The 20261-nt window shown below is 54.4% G+C and carries 15 protein-coding genes; 11 read left to right on the top strand and 4 right to left on the bottom strand.

Features of this window, described 5'->3' with window-relative positions; translation table 11 throughout:
• The first annotated feature begins 37 nt into the window (after positions 1–37).
• Both R3C20_04660 and R3C20_04655 read left to right on the top strand, forming a co-directional pair.
• The gene (locus R3C20_04660; protein MEZ6039774.1) at positions 38–1192 is read left to right on the top strand and encodes a membrane dipeptidase; all 1155 of its coding nucleotides are present in this window, start codon (positions 38–40) and stop codon (positions 1190–1192) included.
• A gap of 164 nt (positions 1193–1356) precedes the next feature.
• Positions 1357–1905, top strand: coding sequence for a peroxiredoxin (locus R3C20_04655; protein ID MEZ6039773.1), 549 nt, complete (start codon positions 1357–1359; stop codon positions 1903–1905).
• 281 nt (positions 1906–2186) lie between these two features.
• Here the strand turns inward: R3C20_04655 and rnpA are convergent, their stop codons facing one another.
• Positions 2187–2663, bottom strand: a complete 477-nt coding sequence (rnpA, locus tag R3C20_04650; protein ID MEZ6039772.1) for a ribonuclease P protein component — start codon at positions 2661–2663, stop codon at positions 2187–2189.
• Between rnpA and R3C20_04645 the strand changes: the two genes are divergently transcribed.
• The 9 genes from R3C20_04645 to R3C20_04605 all read left to right on the top strand — a co-directional run bounded on the left by R3C20_04645 (position 2662) and on the right by R3C20_04605 (position 16025).
• On the top strand, positions 2662–3804 hold the full coding sequence (locus R3C20_04645) for an HAD family hydrolase (GenBank protein MEZ6039771.1): 1143 nt from the start codon (positions 2662–2664) through the stop codon (positions 3802–3804). The two genes, rnpA and R3C20_04645, sit on opposite strands and share 2 nt — an antisense overlap.
• A 194-nt stretch (positions 3805–3998) precedes the next feature.
• Positions 3999–4703, top strand: coding sequence for a DUF1080 domain-containing protein (locus R3C20_04640; GenBank protein MEZ6039770.1), 705 nt, complete (start codon positions 3999–4001; stop codon positions 4701–4703).
• Between the two features lie 151 nt (positions 4704–4854).
• Positions 4855–6306, top strand: coding sequence for a M28 family peptidase (locus R3C20_04635; GenBank protein ID MEZ6039769.1), 1452 nt, complete (start codon positions 4855–4857; stop codon positions 6304–6306).
• A 41-nt stretch (positions 6307–6347) separates the two neighbouring features.
• On the top strand, positions 6348–6968 hold the full coding sequence (locus R3C20_04630; GenBank protein ID MEZ6039768.1) for a sigma-70 family RNA polymerase sigma factor: 621 nt from the start codon (positions 6348–6350) through the stop codon (positions 6966–6968).
• Positions 6969–7080: 112 nt separating this feature from the next.
• Positions 7081–7626, top strand: a complete 546-nt coding sequence (locus R3C20_04625; protein ID MEZ6039767.1) for a PspA/IM30 family protein — start codon at positions 7081–7083, stop codon at positions 7624–7626.
• A 493-nt stretch (positions 7627–8119) separates the two neighbouring features.
• Positions 8120–8938: a sugar phosphate isomerase/epimerase gene (locus R3C20_04620; protein ID MEZ6039766.1), complete on the top strand. Its 819-nt coding sequence runs from the start codon at positions 8120–8122 to the stop codon at positions 8936–8938.
• Positions 8939–9504: 566 nt separating this feature from the next.
• Complete coding sequence (locus tag R3C20_04615) at positions 9505–10632, top strand: SLBB domain-containing protein (protein MEZ6039765.1); 1128 nt, start codon at positions 9505–9507, stop codon at positions 10630–10632.
• Between the two features lie 78 nt (positions 10633–10710).
• On the top strand, positions 10711–13041 hold the full coding sequence (locus R3C20_04610; protein MEZ6039764.1) for a polysaccharide biosynthesis tyrosine autokinase: 2331 nt from the start codon (positions 10711–10713) through the stop codon (positions 13039–13041).
• 20 nt (positions 13042–13061) lie between these two features.
• Positions 13062–16025, top strand: coding sequence for an O-antigen ligase family protein (locus tag R3C20_04605; protein MEZ6039763.1), 2964 nt, complete (start codon positions 13062–13064; stop codon positions 16023–16025).
• A 147-nt stretch (positions 16026–16172) separates the two neighbouring features.
• Here R3C20_04605 and R3C20_04600 read toward each other — a convergent pair whose 3' ends face one another.
• The 3 genes from R3C20_04600 to R3C20_04590 form a co-directional block, all read right to left on the bottom strand.
• The gene (locus R3C20_04600) at positions 16173–18344 is read right to left on the bottom strand and encodes a serine/threonine-protein kinase (protein MEZ6039762.1); all 2172 of its coding nucleotides are present in this window, start codon (positions 18342–18344) and stop codon (positions 16173–16175) included.
• The gene (locus R3C20_04595) at positions 18328–18972 is read right to left on the bottom strand and encodes an ECF-type sigma factor (protein ID MEZ6039761.1); all 645 of its coding nucleotides are present in this window, start codon (positions 18970–18972) and stop codon (positions 18328–18330) included. The genes R3C20_04600 and R3C20_04595 overlap by 17 nt, the downstream gene beginning before the upstream one ends.
• Positions 18973–19283: 311 nt before the next feature.
• Positions 19284–20204 (bottom strand): hypothetical protein, encoded by a 921-nt coding sequence (locus R3C20_04590; protein ID MEZ6039760.1) that lies wholly within the window; start codon positions 20202–20204, stop codon positions 19284–19286.
• Between the last annotated feature and the right edge of the window lie 57 nt (positions 20205–20261).

Here is a 20261-nt window from a genome sequence, read left to right as displayed (position 1 = left end):
TCATGCCAGCCGAAACCAGACGTCTGTCAGCTCAGGAATGCATGAATTTCCCCGCCAGTCACGTTATCTTCGGATGGTCCTGAGCGAATGCCCCGGAGACATTGTCGAACCATTCTGTGAGGATATGCCTGTGTTACTATTCGATGCCCACCTGGATCTTGCACTCAATGGCGTGGACTGGAACCGCGATATGCGATGTGATGTCGACGAATTGCGAGCTCAGGAACGTTCACTTGGCATGACTGACCCCGGACGCTGCGGCAGTACGCTCAGCCTGCCGGAGCTGCGAACGGCACAGATCGGCATCTGTCTGACCACTCTTTTGGCGCGGCAGGAAAAAGAAGTCAACCATCCGTTCGGCTGGACAACGCCGGAAACCTGTTACGCCATGGCTCATGCACATCTTGCGTGGTATCGGGCAATGGAACGAGCCGGCTGGATGAAGATGCTGAAGACAAAAACGGACCTTCAGAATCATTTTGATGCCTGGACCACAGATCCTGTCCGAACGCCGCTTGGATTCATCCTGACGATGGAAGGTGCTGATCCCGTATTGACACCAGACACAATTCACGAGTTTCATGAACACGGCCTGCGTGCCATCGGGCTGACCCATTACGGTGCCAATCGATACGGGGGAGGAACCCGTTGTGAAGTTGGACTTGCGCTGGACGCGATTCCTTTGCTGAAGAACATCACGGATCTCGGAATGACCGTTGATGTCACACACTTGTCGGACGTTGCGTTCTGGCAGGTGCTCGAACACTTTGGCGGCCGCATTCACGCCAGCCACCAGAATTCTCGCCGCATTGCTCCCTGGCAGCGTCAATTCAGCGACGAGCAGTACAAGGCTGTAATTGAACGCGATGGAGTGATCGGCATGGCTTTTGACGCGATCATGATGCAGCCTGGTTACGTGCGTGGAATCACATCTGCGGAAATACTGATCGAACGGGCCGTTGACAATATCGATATTGTCTGCCAGCTGGCAGGAAACGCCCGCCACGTCGGGATTGGCACGGATCTGGATGGTGGGTACGGGGTAGAGCAGACACCGGCAGATCTGAACAAGATCAGTGATCTTCAGCGCCTGCCGGATCTGATGAGCCAGCGTGGATACAGCGACACAGATATCGCCGGCATCATGCATGGCAACTGGCTGCGATTTTTCGCAGAAGTTTTGCCTGCTTGAAACACGGTTCCCCGGCCATATACTCCCGGCATCCTGCTGGTTTTCCGGTCGTTCTGAAGCGGCCGGGCAATTGCGTGAGGATTTTTGCCGATACGACGGATTTCACAGTCCATCGGGTCACTGGTTTCAAAGCAAATTAATTGTAAAAGAAGGACAGGTACACAATGAGTGTTCGGATTGGACAAACAGCTCCCGGGCTCGATCTGGTTTTGCGAGCATATGACCGAACAAAGGATGGTTCAGACAATCAATTCAAGGATTTGAAGCTGGCTGATCTGAAGGGCAAGTGGGTGTGCCTGTTCTTCTATCCGCTGGACTTTACTTTCGTTTGTCCAACCGAACTTGTCGCCTTCAACAAAGCTCTTGGCGAGTTTGAAGATCGGGAAACCGTGCTGCTGACCGCCAGCACCGACAGTGTATTTTCTCACAAGGGATGGTGTGATTCACACGACGATCTGAAGAGCCTGAAGTATCTGATGATCGGCGATACCAACCAGGAACTGTCCAGGGCTTACGACGTTCTGGATTGCGAAAAAGGCATTGCTTACCGTGGGATCTATCTGATTGATCCAAACGGAGTGCTGCGTTATCTGGCCGTACATGATTTGAGCGTCGGCCGAAACGTGGACGAAGTCATCCGTGTTCTGGATGCTCTGCAAACAGATAAACTGTGCCCCTGCAACTGGAAGAAGGGTGAAGAAACTCTGAACTAGTGTTTCGCAGTTTCTATCGTTGAACCTGTGGCTCAGAAGTCCGACCCCGAAACGGTCAGGTCTGCCAGCGACGGGGGAAACAATGCGATCAAATCAATGCAGAAACCCCCACAGAGCAGACATTCCGTGTCTGCTCTGTGTGTATTCGGACCGCGAGCCTTCGTCAGGCTGTGCTCCAGCCTGACTCTCGGTTGAAAAGTCGGGGCAGGCAAGCAGGACGACTGGAAACCGTCGTGTTTTCAGGTCTCCGGCTCGAGCCAGTCCCGCTTTTCAACAGGCTGTTAACCACGTCCGCCAGAGCCAGGAATGATCTCCGAGCCCGGCTCTTGTAGACGACGTCGTTCGGTGAGTCTGCGGTGCAGCTTTCCGGACAAGCGGGTTAGCGAGTTCTGGAAGTCATCCAGCGTCGAATCGGTCCGCTGTCGTGGAATCAGGATCAAGTCCAGACCGGCGGGAACTTCGTATTGTTTCAGCCGAAAAGCCTCCCGAAGTAAACGCTTCTTGCGGTTGCGGATAGGAGCTGGTCCGTGCTTCCTGGAAACGCTGAGCCCGATCCGCGTGGGAAGCGTTTTGCCCCTGGGCGCGTTCGCCAACGATTCCGAATTTCCTGCGGATACTTCATCCGGGTGAGTGTCCGCCGTCCGCAGCGCGGCAAAAACCAGCAGATGATCATCTCCCGCGCGGACATCGCAACCGTAGATGGCTCGAAAATCTGCCTGAGATTTGACTCGCTGATGCCTGAGAAACCGATGATTCATGCTAATTGTTTCCGTTGGGATCAATTCCGGGCAAAACACGGATCCTCTTTTTGCCTCGGGATTTGGCGGATTCTATACTTCCCGCCCCGCAAGGTTTACCTTCCGCAGGCACCAGGAGCCGACGATCCAGGGAAGATTTCCCGCCAAGTCACGTTTTCTACCAACGTCTACCAGAGCACCCATGGCACTATCGCTGGCTGAGTATTCAGATTCGCTCGACGAACGCAACCTGTTATGGCCACGCGTTCAGGCTGTCGCTGGAGTGAATGCAACGCCAACAATTAAGCCGCTTGCCGGAGTGAAACTTGTTCTTTGGGACGTCTTCGGAACGTTAATTCGAATCACGGATGGAAAGATCGGATTCGAACCATCCGATGAAGCACGCCTGCAGATTGCACTCGACAAAACGATCCATGAATTCAATATGTGGAATCACATGTATCGTCGACCCGGACCTCCATGGCAATCTCTGATTTCGCTCTACCGCGATATCGCGGGTCGCCTTTCGATGATCGCTACAGAGCGTCGCGGCGACTACACAGAGGTCGATATGGTGGATGTCTGGCAGAGCATCATTACTCGCCTGTTCGAAAAGGAATATCAGTTCGACGAGGGACACTTCGGTAACCTTCGTCAATTCAGTGAGAAAGTGGCCTTCTTTTTCCATCGCAATCTTCAGGCCACGGAGGCCCGGGAAAATGCGGTCAGAGCAATGCACGAGCTGGCGTCGCTTGATGTGCTGCAGGGTCTCCTTGCTGATGGTCAATCCTATTCTCTGGTGCAGGTGCTTCATGATCTGGGCCAGCAGGACGCATTGCCTCCGCTTCATGAAATCTTTCGTCCGGAAACCTTGTTGTTTTCGACACAGCTTGGGATCCGAAAACCATCGAAGACACTTTTTGAATACGCGGTGTCCCGGGCTCGATCCATTGGGATTCCGGCCTCAGCAATCGTTCACGTAAGTTGTCGACTGTCCACTGACCTCGCACCAGCGAAGGCTGCCGGAATGAAAACCATTCTGCTGGCCGCCGAGAAAACCGGACTGGAAGTCAGCAGCGCTCAGATGAAAGATCCTGCCACCCGGCCCGACCGCCTGATTACGAACCTGAATCAATTGAGCAGCATTGTTGGACCGGCATAACTATCAGGCGGAAATCGGTCCTTAAGAACCGTCCCCTTCGGGCCGTCCGGATTACCACGTCAGCCCGGCGACCAATTTATGCGTGCCTCAAGAAAACGGGCGTCTGATTGTCGCGTCAGGTTCCTGTGTGCTCTAAAACATGGATCCTGATCCGACGCTGTTTTGTGATCCCTGAACTCTTTGAGGATTCTTCGATGGTTCCTGCACGCTCGTCATTCACCATGGCTGCACTTCTGATCTCCTGGTGCCAGCTCTGCCTGGACGGTTCAAACGCTCTGGCACAGGGTTACACCAATCTGATTTCGGATACTTCTCTCAGTCAGTGGACAAAGGCTGATGGAAAGCCGGTCGATGGTGGATGGGTGCTTGAACCGGGAGGCGTTTTGCATTTGTCCGGCAAAGGTGGCAACCTGATTTCCCGGGATGAGTTTGGTGACTTTGACTTGTGGTTCGAATATCGAATCTCAGAAAAAGGCAATAACGGAATCAAGTACCGGGTCAAAAAGTACGGCAATTCGCTGCTTGGTCTGGAGTACCAGATTCAGGACGATCAGGCATTTCCGAAGATGGCAGAGAAACACCGCACCGCGTCTCTGTACGACCTGTTCGTCCCTTCACAGCCTTTCTACGTGCGGGACTATAAACCGTTGAGCGACTACAATGTCGGACGCATTGTTGTTCAGAATGGACGGGTTCGACACTGGATGAACGGGCGGTTGATTATTGACGAGTACTTTGGCACTCCCCGATGGATGGAGGCCGTCGCAAACAGCAAGTTCAGGAACCATGAAGGATTCGGCCAAAACACCGTGGGTCGTCTGATGTTGACCGACCACAACAGCGAAGTGTGGTTGCGAAACGTTTTCATTCGCCGACTGGATGGGTGTTCGCAGATCTGACGTACCGGTCCAAGACTGGAATTCGTGGGCGCTGGAATCGGCCGACGAATGTTTCACCCTCAGGTTTCGCCGCCAGAATGTCACGCTCTGGCGGTCTTGATCCGATTCTTTGAGCTTCCCCGGAAACGTCCTGCAGCGAAGACATGGTGCAATGTCATACCCGATTTCAAGGTTTCGTGTTTTTTCTGCCACAGGGCTGTTGCTGTGCGGGCTTTGCCTGCTGTCAAACACGGAGTCGGTATCCGCGGTCGATAGTGAGATCGTCGTGCCGGAATTAACCGATGCGCAGAAAACGGCCATCGAAGGCATTCGCGAAGGGAGTGTCCTTTCAGCGGTCGCCTTTCTGGCATCCGACGAAATGGCGGGCCGCGCGACACCGTCCCGGGAGCTGACCATCGCATCAGCCTACGTCGCAGCGCGATTTCGTGGAGCTGGTCTCACCAGCATCCAGGACAATGGCAGTTTTTATCAGACACACCAGATTGAAATGGAAGGTCCGGGACGGCCGTTACCAAAGGTGTCGGTGAACAACACTCCGGATGATCGTTTGAGGATCCTTTGGGGGCGGCCGGAAGAGCTTGAGATTGCCGGTTCATTGACGACAAAGGTGGCAGACTCCGGAGCTGTGCAGGTCATCGTCATCGAGGACATCATGCTGGCTCCTCAAATGCTGAGCAGCCCGGCACGGGTGATGTCGGTGTGGTCCCGCCGGATTCGGCCGTTCACAGAAGCCGGGGCTTCTCTCGTGATTATTCGGTCCGCAGATGACAGTCCTCTCTGGCAGATTGCCGATCAGATGAGGTCAGATCCTGTGAATCTGCCCGAACAATACCACCCTGCGGTTCCTGTGCTGATTGCTCCTCTTGACTTTCCAGTCGAAGGAAACCTGACGGCAAAAGTACCAGCCAATACCCGAACGACGGCACCCGTCCATAATGTGATTGGGGTGCTTTCCGGATCAGATCCTGAACTGCGACAAGAGGCCGTCATCATTTCGGCTCATCTGGATCACATTGGTACTCTGAATGAAGGACAGGATCGGATCAACAATGGGGCGGACGACAATGCCACCGGCGTGACGGCGGTCTTGACGATGGCCGATGCATTTTCCTCGCTTCCTGAACCTCCCAAACGGACCGTCATCTTTATGACATTCTGGGGAGAGGAGCAGGGGCTTCGCGGTTCAAAGTATTTTGTTGAACATCCACTTTGGCCGCTGGAAAAAATTGTGGCCAACATCAACATCGAAATGATCGGTCGCCCGGAAGAAAACGCAGAAGGCAAAGCCTGGGGCACCGGCTGGGAACACTCCAACCTTGGTGAGCAGATGGCCGCCGGAGCGGCACGTGTGGGCATGACGGTGTTTCATCACAGACAATTTAGTGAAATGCTCTACTCTCGAAGCGACAATGCGTCATTTGTGCGCGTCGGAGTCGTCGCCCATAGTTTTTCGGCCGGGTCGCTTCATAACGACTATCATCAACCGACCGATGAAGTTGACAAGCTGAATCTGTCTCACATGACCAGGGTCATTCAGGGCCTTTTTGCCGGGACGATGCCGATTGCAGATGGTATTCTCACGCCCACCGCATCAGAAAAATAACCGTCAGAGACCTGCTTATTCAGCCCGGACCATCGATCCTCATGTCCCTCACTCCTGCTGCCACATCGCAATATAACGAAGACGATCTTCGAATGATTCGCCTTCAGGAAGGCGATCCGGGGGCATTCGACGAAATCGTTGCCGTCTGGAGCCGGCCCCTGTTTGGCTTTTTTCGCCGCAGCAGTCGCGACGAACAGCTTTGCGAAGATCTGGTGCAGGAGACGTTACTTCGGCTGTATCGCAAGGGGTGGGATTATCTGCCCACAGGCCGTTTTCGAGGCTGGCTGTTTCGAATTGCCAATAATCTGATGATTGACCATGCACGCCGCGCCGTGAACGATGTGATGATTCGCAGTCTTCGGCAATCGGTGAAATCAGGCGACGATGAATTTGATCTGCTGAAGACCATTCCTTCCGATTTGCTGCCACCGGATTCCCGGGCAGAAACATCAGAAATTGCAGTCGTTGTTCGTGAACTGCTGGAAGAATTGCCGGAGGATCAGCGTTCTACATTTGAACTGCACCACTACGAGTCACTCACACTGTCGGAAGTTGCTGATGCGATGGAAACAAGTCTGCCCACGGCCAAAAGCCGCCTCCGACTGGCCAAGGAAAAACTAAGGTATCTGCTCTCGTGTCGAGGATTTGCTGAATCGGAATGATCTGTGACGGCAGCAAAACCGTTTCCTGGCCCAGTCCGGAACACAAGACACCACCGTCTCTGCTAAACTGTTCGATGAATTTTGCTTTTCGTTCCATCAAAGAAGTTCTGTCATGCCTCACTTCAGCCGCCTGACCGATATCGTAACCTGTAATCTGACCGAGATACTGAATTCATCCGACGATCCTGCCACCACTCTGCGAGAAGTCATCGCGGAAATGGAGGAAGGACTCGCGGCTTGCCGGCGTACTGTGCGAGTCTCCGAAGCCAATCACCAGCGTCTGCGTGAAGAGGTCAATCAGCACCAAAGACAAATCGACGAATGGTTGGATATCGCTCGCCGGAATCTGTCCGACGGGGACGAAATCAAGGCACGCAACGCCCTGACCCGCAAAGTCGAACTCGAAGGGCTGATTGCCGGGATTCTGCCCGAAATGGAAGCTGCCGACAGCCTGCAGAAAAACATGCTTCGCATTCAAAAAGCTCTGGAAGCCCGACAATCAGATGCCACTCGTCGACTAGCAGAACTCACTGGAAACAACGTACAAATTCCACTGGAATCGGAAACAGCGGTGCACGCAGCGTCCGCAGCGGCCCAGTTAAAACAATCAGCGATAGACGCAGAAATCGAAGCACTGCGTCGTGAAATGAAAGGTTAAATGCCATGCCTATTTTTGAATTCGTTTGCGAAGAATGTCACAAAGAGTCGGAATTGCTTGTCAGTTTGCGTGAAACGCCGGATTGCCCGCATTGCGGCTCAAAGAAACTTGAAAAACTGATGAGTACTTCTGCAGGACACGTGGGATCAGGTTCCGCATTGCCAATTACGTCGGCATGCCCGCCGCCGTCTGCCGGTCCATGCGGTCCCGGCTGCTGCCGCCACGCACACTAGAAGTGTACAAATTCGCTGAGATCGTTGCCTGGCGTGCCGAAGGAAGCCCAAATCAGCCTGAACTCGTTCGCTTGCCTTGCCAATTCAACGCTCGCACAAATTCGTTTCCGAGCCCTTCTGTGGCGGCGACTTCAGAAGCTGCCGAAACCACAGGAGTGGCCCGATCCCGCCGTCACACCCGGAGCTGATATGCCAATCCAGGCACTCCCTGGCTCTAAGAATCGGGTGAAACAAAATCCATTCTGAAACACAGTCCTCCTATGTCTGCATTTCGCTACAGCCTGAATTCAAGCACGATCAAAACGACGCCCATCCTGCAGAAAATTGCAGTGGCCGCAGAAGCTGGCTTCGAAGGGATTGAATTGTGGCACGATGATATCGACCTGTTCCTTGCCGAAGGTGGAACGCTTCAGCAACTGCGTCAGTCACTGCAGACCAGCGGACTGAAAGTTCCCACCACCATTCATTTGAAACAATGGTTCCAGTCGGAAGGTGACGAGTACGCTCAGGCAATTCAGGACGCCCACAGGAAATTTGAACAGGCTGCCGCGGTTGGCGCCGAGTTCACAGTGGCCGGACCACCTCACGGCCATGCTGACCGTGCTCTGGGAGCAGAACGTTACCATCACCTGCTTGAAATCGGTCGAAAATATGGTGTCCGCCCCGCATTCGAATACCTCGGTTTTGTTGAAGACATCAAAACAATCGACGATGCGATCCAGATCATTGAGGGCGCCAATCATCCGGCTGCCTGCATCGTTCTCGACCCGTTTCACTGCTTTGTCGGTGGCGGGACGATGGAATCCATCAGCAAATTAAGACCGACGCAGATTGCGGTTTCTCATTTCAATGACGCACCGGCCGAGCCCGAACCGTCAACTCAGCGGGATCCGGACCGTGTCATGCCTGGCGACGGAGCAGTTGACTTGCGGCGCTACTGTGACCTGCTGCGGACAGTTGGATATCAGGGATTTCTCTCGCTGGAATTGTTTCGCCCGGACCTTTGGGAAAAGAATCCCCTGGAAGTCGCCGTGGAAGGGCTGCAAAAAATGAAGGCTGTCGCCGAAGCCGCATCCTGAAATAGGTCGGATGCTCTCACCGAAGCCAGCAGCTCCACCAAATCACCGCATTCCACCCAGACACGCCTCAGCAGGCCGAACAGCCAATCACCCCAGCCTGCGCAAAGAACTCAGAACTCGCATGCCATCGTAAATCGTGGACGATGGTTGATTTCTGACCTGAATCGATGTCTGAATCGATGATCGACAGAGTGCGGACATTCCGTTCCAGACAGTGCAGACCCCGTCATTGGCGGCAGAATAGCCCGTTTACAAAGAACAGGCAGCCATGAAAGCGGCGTCGCTGGCCCGAGTGACATTCATCTTGACCCATTCCGATCCATTTCCGTAGAACTCTGTGGTTTGATCGGAGGACTTTCGGCTGGGATTGCCGTTCGAATCCGCTCAATTGCTGAAAAAGCGTACCAGCGTTGCTTCAGCGACCCATCATAAGCACTCTCACTCTCCCTCCTCTTCGTCGCTCACCAGAGACATTGTGTCGGGTGTGTGATTTCAGAACTCCACTTTGCGGCTCGATTCATCCATTCGGACGATCGGGTTTGCAAATGACGAATGAGAAATCTTCGATGAACTACAGACGCACAGGCGGCAACGCGAAGGATTCGCAGGCTCCGTTTTTCATAACGGTCGCCCTGTTGTGCATCCTCACAGGCTGTCGGTCGGACAATCATTTCTTCGCCGAATCGCTCCCGATGTCGCTGCGACTTGCTGCGCAGTCGAATCCGCAGGAGGCCGATCTGTCGGGGCTCGCCAGCGCGAATGGAAGCAGCGAAGTCCTGGGCCCGGGCGATGTGCTGGATGTTTCCATTGCAGCGGGGCTCACAGAAAAAGATCAGGTCAAACTGTCGTCCCGGATCGCGGATGACGGAAACGCATCCCTTCCGGAGATCGGCACCATTCAGCTGGCTGGTTACCCACCGCAGGCAGCCGAATCTCTGATTCGAATGGAAGCCATCAAGAAGAACCTCTACAAGAATCCTTCTGTAACGGTCACCGTTTCGCATGCCCGAAAGAATCGCATTCGCGTTCTGGGGGCGGTGAAGCAGCCAGGGATTTACGAACTTCCCCCCTCGGCGAGCGATGTTGTTTCGGCGATCGCAGAGGCTGGTGGCCTGGCAGAAAACGCAGGCGAGAATGTGGAGGTTCGAAACCCTGTGTCCGCAAGTTACGATCGTCCGGCCATTGCCGGGGATCCTCAAAATCCCTATTCGCCAGTCAGCTCGTCCAGCGCAGAAACACCGGTCGCCTCAACTCGTTCGATGAATTCCTATCGCATCAACCTGATTTCTGCTTCGAAAGACGGAGGTGGCGATTATCTCGTGAGCGACGGCGGCGTCATCATGGTCGAGAAGCGGGACCCGGATCCGGTTTCAGTGATTGGCCTCGTGAAAAATCCCGGCAAGTATGACTTCCCGGTTGGAAAAGATATTCACGTCCTGGACGCCATCGCGCTGGCCGGAGGCATTTCAAACCAGTTAGCCAACAAAGTGTATGTGATTCGTCCGGTAGCCAATGGAGCGAACCCGGCAGTCATTGAACTGACAATTTACAAGGCGAAGCGAAGCGGTGATTCGAATATTCGACTTGGTCCGGGCGACGTTGTTTCTGTAGAGCAAACGCCCGGCACAGTGTTCATGGAAGCACTGCAGATCATTCGATTTGGCGTCAGCGGAAGTGTCGGGACTCTGTTCTGACGAATTTCGCAGCGGAAGCCACGCACCAGTTTTGTTGACTACACAGTCTGTTTAAAGACACGGGCAGGAAGCCGATCAATGTCGATGGACGACAGAAATCTGATGATGATGCAGCAACTTGGCCAGCATAGCGCTGCGACAACTCTGCATTCTGTCTTCCGCTTCCTGCGCACCGTGCGAATGCGCAGCGGAATCCTGCTGGCGACCATCGTTGCTGTTGGCCTTTGCGGAGCGGCCTATTACGTCGTCGCCGAGCGCCGTTACGAATCATCTGCTCAACTGCACATCGTCCGCAAAGGGTCCGGAGTCACCGAGGACGGTGTTCAGAAGAACGACAGCCCCAGTGCGGACATGCCGACCTTTCAACAGCTGATGTCCAGTGACGAAGTCATCAGCCGAGCGCTGGTGAGGTTGCCAAAAAAATACCGAGTTGATCTGGTCGGAGTTTCAGAATCTCTCTGGGTTGAAGAAGTGCGCGATAACCTTCGCGTCTCATCTCCCTTCGGCACGACCATTCTTGAACTCAAGTATCGCTCTCGCGATCCCGCCTGTGCTCAGATGATGCTGCGAACGCTGCTGTCGTCATACGAACACTATATGAATGAGACACACCAGGGTGACTCGGAACAGAATCTCCGCACGCTGCAGTCAAAGTTGACGGAGTTTGAGAATCAACTGATACAGAAGACCACCGAACGTCTTCGCCTGAAATCTGCCAATCCGGATATCGTCGATTCCGGCAGTGATCAGGGCGTGTTAAGTATCGCGGTAGAACAGATTCGTATCCTGGCACAGGATCTGGCCAACGCCCGCGAAGAAACCACCCGGGCGAAGACTCTCTATATGGGGCTGCGCCAGGCGATCGATAATAACGAAGACATCAGTCTCTTCCTCTCGCAGTCGATGGATAGTGCGGGGCGAGATATGATGAATCAGCTGATGGGTGTGGGAGCTCAGGATGACATCATCAATTCGCGGCTCAGTCAGGAACTCCTGGACCTGTACGGACAACTCAACGATGCACAGACAAAGCTGGGTGCTGCTCATCCCGAACTGAAGCGACTGCAGTCCGAAATCCTGGTGAAAGAAAAGTATCTTTCTGAGAAGCCTCAGATGCAGCGTCAGCGCATTCAGCTGATGGCCAAAGAACATCTGGGACCACAGTTGCTGAAAATGGCCGAGCAGCGCCTTCGCAGCAGCCAGGCTCACGAAACAGAGCTGTATTCACGAATGCACGAACAGCAAAACAGTTCGATGATGTTGTCACAAACTCTGACTCAACTGCGCGACCTTGATCGCGAGATTGAACAGTTACACGAACTGCGAAACGGCTTGCTCACCAGTATGAGCACCATCGACCTGAACAAGGAAAAAGGCATCCGTGCTCAGGTCTCCAGCAAACCCAGCTACTCCGCTCGACCCGTTTCACCCCGTCTGGCAATTACCGGACTTCTGTCTCTGATGCTTGGAACTGTGACGGGCCTGGGCATTATCTGGGTTCTGGACATCATGGACGATCGTTTCCGAACGCCTGAAGAACTGAAACTTCAGTTGTCCACTCAGGTCCTTTCGATGGTGCCACGCATCGAAGAACTGGAGGGGGACGGCTTTGATGCCGTCATCAGTCATGCTCGTCCGAATGCTCGTGAAGTCGAAGCGTTTCGATCGATGCGAACCAGTATTGAGTTTTCACCGGTGGAATCCAGCCGGCTTATTGTCACCAGTACCGAACCCGGTGATGGAAAGACCACGGTGTCATCGAATCTGGCTGTTGCGTTCGCTCAGTCCGGCAAACGCACACTCATCATCGACGCGGATATGCGTCGTCCGGGGCTGTCGGCGTTGCTGGGATTGCGTGATGACATCGGGCTGTCACAGATACTCAAGTCTGATGAAGATATTGATACCATCGCAACTCGCCACACTCGCAACCTGAACACCGACAAACTCGATGTCATCTCCTGCGGACCTCGCCCCATTAATCCGGCCGAACTTCTCGCGGGTGATCGCTTCGCCAATCTGCTCGCGTGGGCCGAAACGCGTTATGAACAGATTATTGTTGACGTTCCACCGGTACTGGCTGTCAGCGACCCAACCATTGTCGGGCGTCTTGTCGACGCTGTGGTACTGGTCGTTCGACCAGACAAGGACCGCCGCCGCATGGTGATACGAGCAACCGAAACTCTCCGCAGCCTCGGCTGCCAGTTGCTGGGTGTCGTCGTGAATCATCTTTCCGGGCATGACGATGGCAGCTACGGATATGGGTACGGTTATGGATACGGCTATGGATACGGCCACGAAGCCGACGAGCACGGCGAACCCGGCCAGCCAAATGTGGCTGCGGGCCTGAGTGCACTGGCAGAAGGCGGTTCGTCATTTCGCAAGTCGGGCTCGAATCGAGCTGCTTGAACGTCCGGAAAGTCATCCCCATGGTTCAGAGTTTGCACGACAGGAAGAAGTCGTCGAAGAACAGCGCACGATCCTTTGGCAATGCAACTATTCTGCCAGAACTGAAGACCGAATCGTGGGGAATGCTGCTCACTGACTGCGCAATTGTCGCTTTGCTTTTGTTTTTCCCGTTCATCATGGGGGGGCGAGAAGCGTGGGGGCACCGCATTCTGATCTCACTGTCGCTGTTCATGGGGCTGGCCTGGTCGCTGCACCGATTTCAAAAAGGCGGGCGGCTTCTGATACTAACGCTGGAACCATTACTGATCGCAGGGTTGATGCTGGTTTGGTACCAGACCATACCTCAGACTCCGGCTGTGATGTCCGGGATTTCCGGTGAGTATCAACGACTATTTCCCTCGTGGGGCGCAACTCAGGCAGATCCACCATCACGCGAACCGGACCAGGCCGTTTCAGTCGGCAGCGAGACTTCGGACGTAGCTCCCGGCCCCGTCTGGAACACACTGAGCCTGACTCCGTCTGAAACTCGGCATGGCTTCTGGATTCTGCTGGCCTACGGAATCATCGGAATTGTCATGACTCAACGCATTCGCAATCAAGCGGATTGTGAAACATTGCTGAAGCTGGTTGGGATCTCCGGAGTGATGATGGCCGTCTTTGCTGTCGCCCAGATGGCGACATCTAACGATAAATTCTTCTGGTTTTACAGGCACCCATTCACAGGAACACGCGAGGTACTGAAGGGGGCGTTTACAAACCGAAACCACTTTGCTCAGTTTCTTGCGATCAGTGTCGGCCCGTTGATCTGGTGGGCTCTGAAAGAACGCCGACAGCACCAGTTACAGAATGCGGGCACTGTTCGTCAGGGTCTGGGTCCGGCCCAGGGGAATCATTCGAATTTCGATAACCTGGTCAGCGTTCGACTCCTGTTGCTGATCTGCGCTGTGGCAGGAGTGATGATGTGCGCCGTATTGTCATTGTCCCGCGGCGGCATGGCGGCGGCGGCGCTGGCGGCGTGCGTTTCGTGTGTGGGGCTGCTGCGAAACGAAAGTACGCGCAGGACACTGTCGCTGGCACTGCCCGCCACCGGGACTCTGCTGGTTTTTGGGCTAATGCTTTTGGGAGGCGACACCGTTGATGTCCGGGTAAACCAAATTGCATCCGGAGATGTCAACAAACTGGACAGTGGTAATGCACGCCGGACCATCTGGGCGGCAGATATTGAAGCAACCAGGAAGTTCCCTCTGTTCGGGACAGGCGTCGGTAGTCATCGGGAAGTCTATCCCACCTACATGACAGACTTCGCTGACTTTTCAACGTTCGAGTTCTCTCATGCCGAGAGTACCTACATCAACCTGGCACTGGAAACAGGACTGGCGGGACTTGGATTGTTGGTGATTGGGCTGGCCTACGTACTAACACGTCTCCTTTGGCGCATGGTTCGCCCGGCAGATTCCGAACAGGCCGAACTGGTCGCTGCGGTCAGTGCAAGTCTCCTGGCGGGGGCAGCGCACGCAACAGCAGATTTCATCTGGTACGCGCCAGCAATCGTGGTAACGACTGTTGTGCTTGTTGTTGCCGGCCTTCGCCTCTGTTCAGGATTTGAACGCGAACGTGGCATCACAATTCCACGCCCGTTCTGGCTAGCCCCGGCTGTTGCATGTGGTGGACTACTGTTGCTGGTTCAGCCCGGGCTGTCGGCTCGTGTGGCAGGCGAAAAGTACTGGTATCAGTATCTGCTGACGACACTGGACGAGCAACGGGATGTTGCGGATGCTGCCATTTCACTTGCGATGGACAGTGAAGAAGCAGAAGAACTTTCGCTATACGAGAGTGACGCTTCCGATGCATACGATGCCGATGATCCCGGCGATGCCACAGTGGAAATGGAATACCGGAATCATGGCCATAACGGCAATAGTCCGGATGATGCCAGCCAGCCGGATCACAGGGATCTGAGCATTAAGAAACATCGTCTGGGCCTGCTGGTGAAGTCTCTGAAAGCGTGTCCGGATCAGCCACGTGTCCAGCTGACAATGGCTCAACTTTGTCTCACGCTTTTTGACGAACAGCAGGCGACCAGCGAAACCCCTCTGAATCTGACGCAGATTCGCGACACAGTTCGATCCGCAGAATTCCAGTCGCAGCAGGAAAAGATGGCGTGGTTACAAAGGGCCTTTGGCAAGGCAATCAAACTGCCAATGCTGGCGGATCAGCTGGCCCGGAAATCGCTTGCACAATGTCCAATTCAGGGAACCGCATACATGTTGCTGGCGGAGACCTCGTTTCTGCGTCCGGCAAGCAGCACGATGGCGCGAACGATGCTCGATCAGGCCCTGCTTGTCCGTGGATACGATCCGCGGACTCGATTCCTGATTGGACAGGAACTGCTCATGACCGGCAATCAGGCTGAAGCACTGGAACACTGGTCAGTCGTCTTTCACGCGAATTCGTACTATCGCAGAGCCATTACCGCTCTGTATTCAAGAATGGTTCCCCCCAGTCTGCTCCTGCAACAATTTGCACCGAAGCTTCCGGAACTCGCAGACGTACTTGCTGTCTATAAAGCCAGCGGTCAGGAATATGATCTTAAGCCGGTCCTGGATTTGATTGCCGCACATATGGATGAAGAACATGACGGCATGTCAGATGAACTCCGGGTCAATCTGGCGATGGATGCTTTCGATACTGCATTTGCCTTGGGCGATTATTCACTTTGCGAAAACGTCCTGACAAAGATTCTTGCGGTCGATGAATCTGCCTACCGTCCCAGGAAAGCGCTTGGCATGACATACTTTGAACAGAAACGGTTCGATGAGGCAGCACGGACGCTGCTATGGTGTTACGAACAGCAGCCAACGGATGGACGCGTGATTCAGCTGATCCGTGATTCCCGACGGCTGGCTCTGGAAAATCGAACACCAGCGATGCCCGCGTCGTGGCAGACTCAGCAATCAGCAGGACAGCCATCAACTCCGCTTTGAAGGCTGATCACGCACACGCCGGCTGGCACTCTGTCTTCTCTTCGTGATTCTCTTCTCAGCTGAATCGGCGGTAAACAACGCGATGATGCATTCGTGAAAAATGTCGCAGGATGCATGACACATGAGCGTCACATCAACGATCGTTTACTAAGGAGCGACGAAACGTACTTCCTGCAAACTGAAATCGTCCATCAGGTAATCTGCATTCTGATCGTCCGCGTTGTAGACACCGATTTGAAATGAGTGGATGCTGCCAACGGCGTCAATTCGTACGACTTCCTGAAGCTGCTGCCATTGATCCATCCCGGCATTCAGAATTCGGTACATTCCATAGTGGACACCCGCGTCGTCAACCAACCGTGACATCATCTTAATGCTCATGTCCTGCTCGGGAGATTTCAATAATGCCCGGCACAGGTAATACCGCCCGTTCTCGATCTGAAATTCCCTGGCCGCGCCTGAATCGGCACTGGCACGATCGGACACACGAAGGCAATGATCTCCTTCCGATGCGTCATCACGCTGAACCACGTTGACGTTGCCCAGATCACCATCGATCTTCCATGGACCCGCACCGTGTTCAAAATCTCCGCCGGGGGACATTTCCGAACCAGTGACAATCTGCAATTCCCGAATAGACACAGCGTCTATTGCAAACGGTTCCGTGCTGACACCGTCGGCAGGGCGAAAGACAAGCCGTGATTCCAGCACATGCTCCGGCAGCAGGATATCCCCTTCGATGCGATTCCATTGGGCTTCAAGCATTTGGTAGGCAATTGGGGGGTAACTCATGCCGTCCGGCTCTGATAGTTCCAATTGCAGTTGCAGAAGGAATGGATGCCTCAGTGTTCTGGCAAAAAACTGAATGTAATACAGACGACCGGACGCAAGTTGGTCCGTCGCGTTGAATGCGACCCCATCGAATTGACGGACACGATCGCGGACGGCCAGGCATCCTTCGCCCCTGAATGCGTCGCCCTCAATCCGAGAAATGGCTTTTTCGTACGCGTACCATGGCCCCACGTCATGATCGAAATCGAATGCCAACAAAGGGGGGCAATCCTCAGCGACAACGAAGGCTGGACCGCTTTGCTGGACGTTCTTTTGCCGGAGGTCCGTGCCGACGTTTTTGGCAAGGGCTGAATCAGTTCCCGCGTGTCTGCTGATACCTGATGAAAACAGGCGGAATAAAATCATCAACAGGAGGACCGCTGCTGCAACGATCCAGACTCTGGGCGGGATAAGGTGCTTCGTGGATTGAGTCTTCTTCAGGTCGGCCAGAAGGTCCATCGCTGTGTTGTATCGACCGTCCGGAGATTTGCTCAGACACCGCAGGCAGATGGCTTCCAGCTGAGGGCAGATTTGAGGATTTGTTTGACGAGGTGGTCTCGGATTGCGTTCCACAATCGCCTGAGCAATTTCATCCAGTGTCTCACCCGCAAAAGGCGGCTCACCGGCAAGCATTTCGTAAAGGATGACACCAAATGCCCAGATATCGGCGCGTCCATCAATCCAGTGCGCCTGCCCCAGCACCTGTTCCGGCGACATGTACTTAAGCGTTCCACCGTTACCATCACGACGGTTCAACTGCGAGTTGAATTGGACCGAGAGACCAAAATCAACGAGCACAACGCGACCTTCGGTGGTAACAAGAATATTACCGGGCTTCAGGTCGCGATGAATCACACCTTTTTGATGCGCGTATCCCATCGCTTCCGCAATCTGCATCAGACACGGGACGTCAGGGTGCGATTTTGAATTCCACCAGTCATCCAGCGGCTGGCCATCTATGAACTCCATCACAAGCAGCGGCCAACCGTTCTCGTCACGAATGACATCATAGAGCAAAACGATGGAATGGTGTCGCAGCGAACCCAACAACTTCGCTTCGCGGCACACCTGATCGGCAACTTCGCAGGTTACAGCGCCCTTCAGAGCGGGAATCTTTACTGCAACCCACCGGCCCAGTTCCTGGTCCCAGGCGCGATATACAGTGGAAAAAGCTCCCTTTCCGACGGGCTCCTCAATGCGGAATCGATTCAGCAGTAAATCACTCGGTTGTAATTCTGCAGGGGTCAGTTTCAGGCAGCGTCGCAGGGCTTCCTGCACCGCGGCTTTCTCCCGGGGAAACTCGGCGAACCATTGTTCCGGATGAACATCATCTTTGGCATAGTCGTGCCGCAGACAAAGAAGTTCGGTCAGCAGCTCTTCGCGATGTTCCGCCGCGACTTGCAGCAGAAGTTCAGCAACAGAAAGTTGGCTTCCCTCGCGCAGCGCGTCTTCATACTGAATACAGATGCGGTCAATCAGAAGATTCATTCTCGGGTTGCTCGAAGTGGCGTTGCCATATTTCCTGAATCAGACGAATTCGACGCTCAATCGTGCGCTGTGATCGATTGTGTTTCTCGGCCAGTTCCGCGTTTGACAATCCCTCCAGTCTTCCACGCGCAATGTCGCCCAGTTCCGGATCTGACTGATCCAGGGTTTTCAGCAAGGCTGTCAGGGTGTCTGACATGATGGCAGTGACTTCCGGCAGAATCCGGTCATTCGCCATTTCCCTTAAAACCACACGGTCCAGTTGATGCAAATGCTGCATGTGCCGACGCTTTCGCGTCAGAAATCGGCCCTGCTTCCATGCATGGGTTCGAGTAATCGTTACCAGGAGACGCCAGAGGTCATCCCGCGTATTCAGTTCGGGATAGGCACCCACCTGGCTCCTTCGAAGGAATGCCCAGAACGCCGTAGAGACGACGTCATCTTCATCACCCACCGTTCTTGGTGACTTCCCCAACGCCTCTCCGGCTACAGCCTGCATCAGCGGCTGGTACCGATGAAAAAGATGTGTTGCGGCAGATTCTCGACCATTGCGAAGTTCGTGAATCCAGTGACTGATCGAACCGGTACCGCCTCCAGAATCGGTTGCTTCTATCTTGTTCGTACTTGCCATCTGCCCGACTGTTCAAATGATGCATCTACGGATCTTCCCTGAGGATCTGGCCGCGAGCGTATTGAAACACTCACTGTAATCGATTGCAACGTCTGACTGTCTGTGGTTTCCTGAGTGAACGGACAGGCAGGCATGTCTGCGGAAGGTGGCGCTGGTTCAAGATAGGCGTATCTGTCCCGGAAGCGCACCTGCATCATCTGCAGTCACGTTTCTGGCACGCAGCATCGTTATTCGCGCAGAGCTCTCAAGGGATACGGCATCCGGCCCGCGCGCGACGGCGGAGAGCTGGAGCCCTCACGTGGTCAGACCGGTCAAGGATGAACAAACTGCGTAGGTTTCCAACCGCTATCACCTCGGAACGACTGATCGAGAGTTGAGTTTGATGCCGCGGAATCATTACGGGACAGGGATGCTGATCGGTTCACAGGCGATGAATTGCCGGCCGGCTGATCGGATACCAAGTCATCATACACTCCGGCTGCACTTTCGAAGTGACCTGACTGAACCAATGCTTGCTGTGCATCGACCGGCCTGAGTGTTCGGTTGTGTTCATGATTCAGCCGAGACGCAGGGCGCGTCGCGGATTCCTGCATGAATTCATTGAAAGCTGCGACATCATCATCCGTCAGCCGCGCCGTACCGGGCTGGTGAGCAGACAACCCCTGAGCCAGCAGATCATGACTCTTCTGAACTGGCGAACTCACTCGGTCAGCATCCGCAGATGGCTGTTGCAGCGGGGAGGGCTGCTGAAACTGAAAAGCCTCGGGATTGCCGGCAGACGAGGCAAACGCATCAGTCGAAGACATACTGCCGGAAATACCCGGACTGGAAGCAACCGGTCGCGTCTCCCGGGGAATAAACGGTTCATCGGTTGCGAATGGGTTGAAAGGTCGGTCTTCGGCATCCCCGCTCGCTTGCGCGAAAGGCTGCGAGGACGATTGTTCCAGCGGCGATTGTGACGGGTCTGCAAATGGGTTGTCGGTGTTTGAGTCTCCGTATTCCGCAGTCCCCATCGACTGCGCGCTGAAATCGCCCGACGCGTTCGCGAGCCCGGAATTCACACCGGACAGGCTGGCTGTCTGCCTGGCGGAGGGAACAGCTGGCAGCTGCAGAAATGGGTCTTCCATGGCCGCGTAGTCGTTTCGCGAGAGCCATTTCAATGAAGTGCAGCCCATTCCCGAACACAGCATCGTGCCTGCCATCAGGTTCGTCAGTAGTTTTCGAACAGACATTGCGATTCCTTTCGCATGCAGAATGCTTCGGTGCCTGCCGTACCCGCAGGCGGCACT

Source organism: Planctomycetaceae bacterium (genome assembly GCA_041398825.1).
Taxonomy (GTDB): Bacteria; Planctomycetota; Planctomycetia; order Planctomycetales; family Planctomycetaceae; genus F1-80-MAGs062.
Note: the sequence above shows the minus strand (reverse complement) of the source record. Positions and strands in the feature narration are given on the sequence as shown.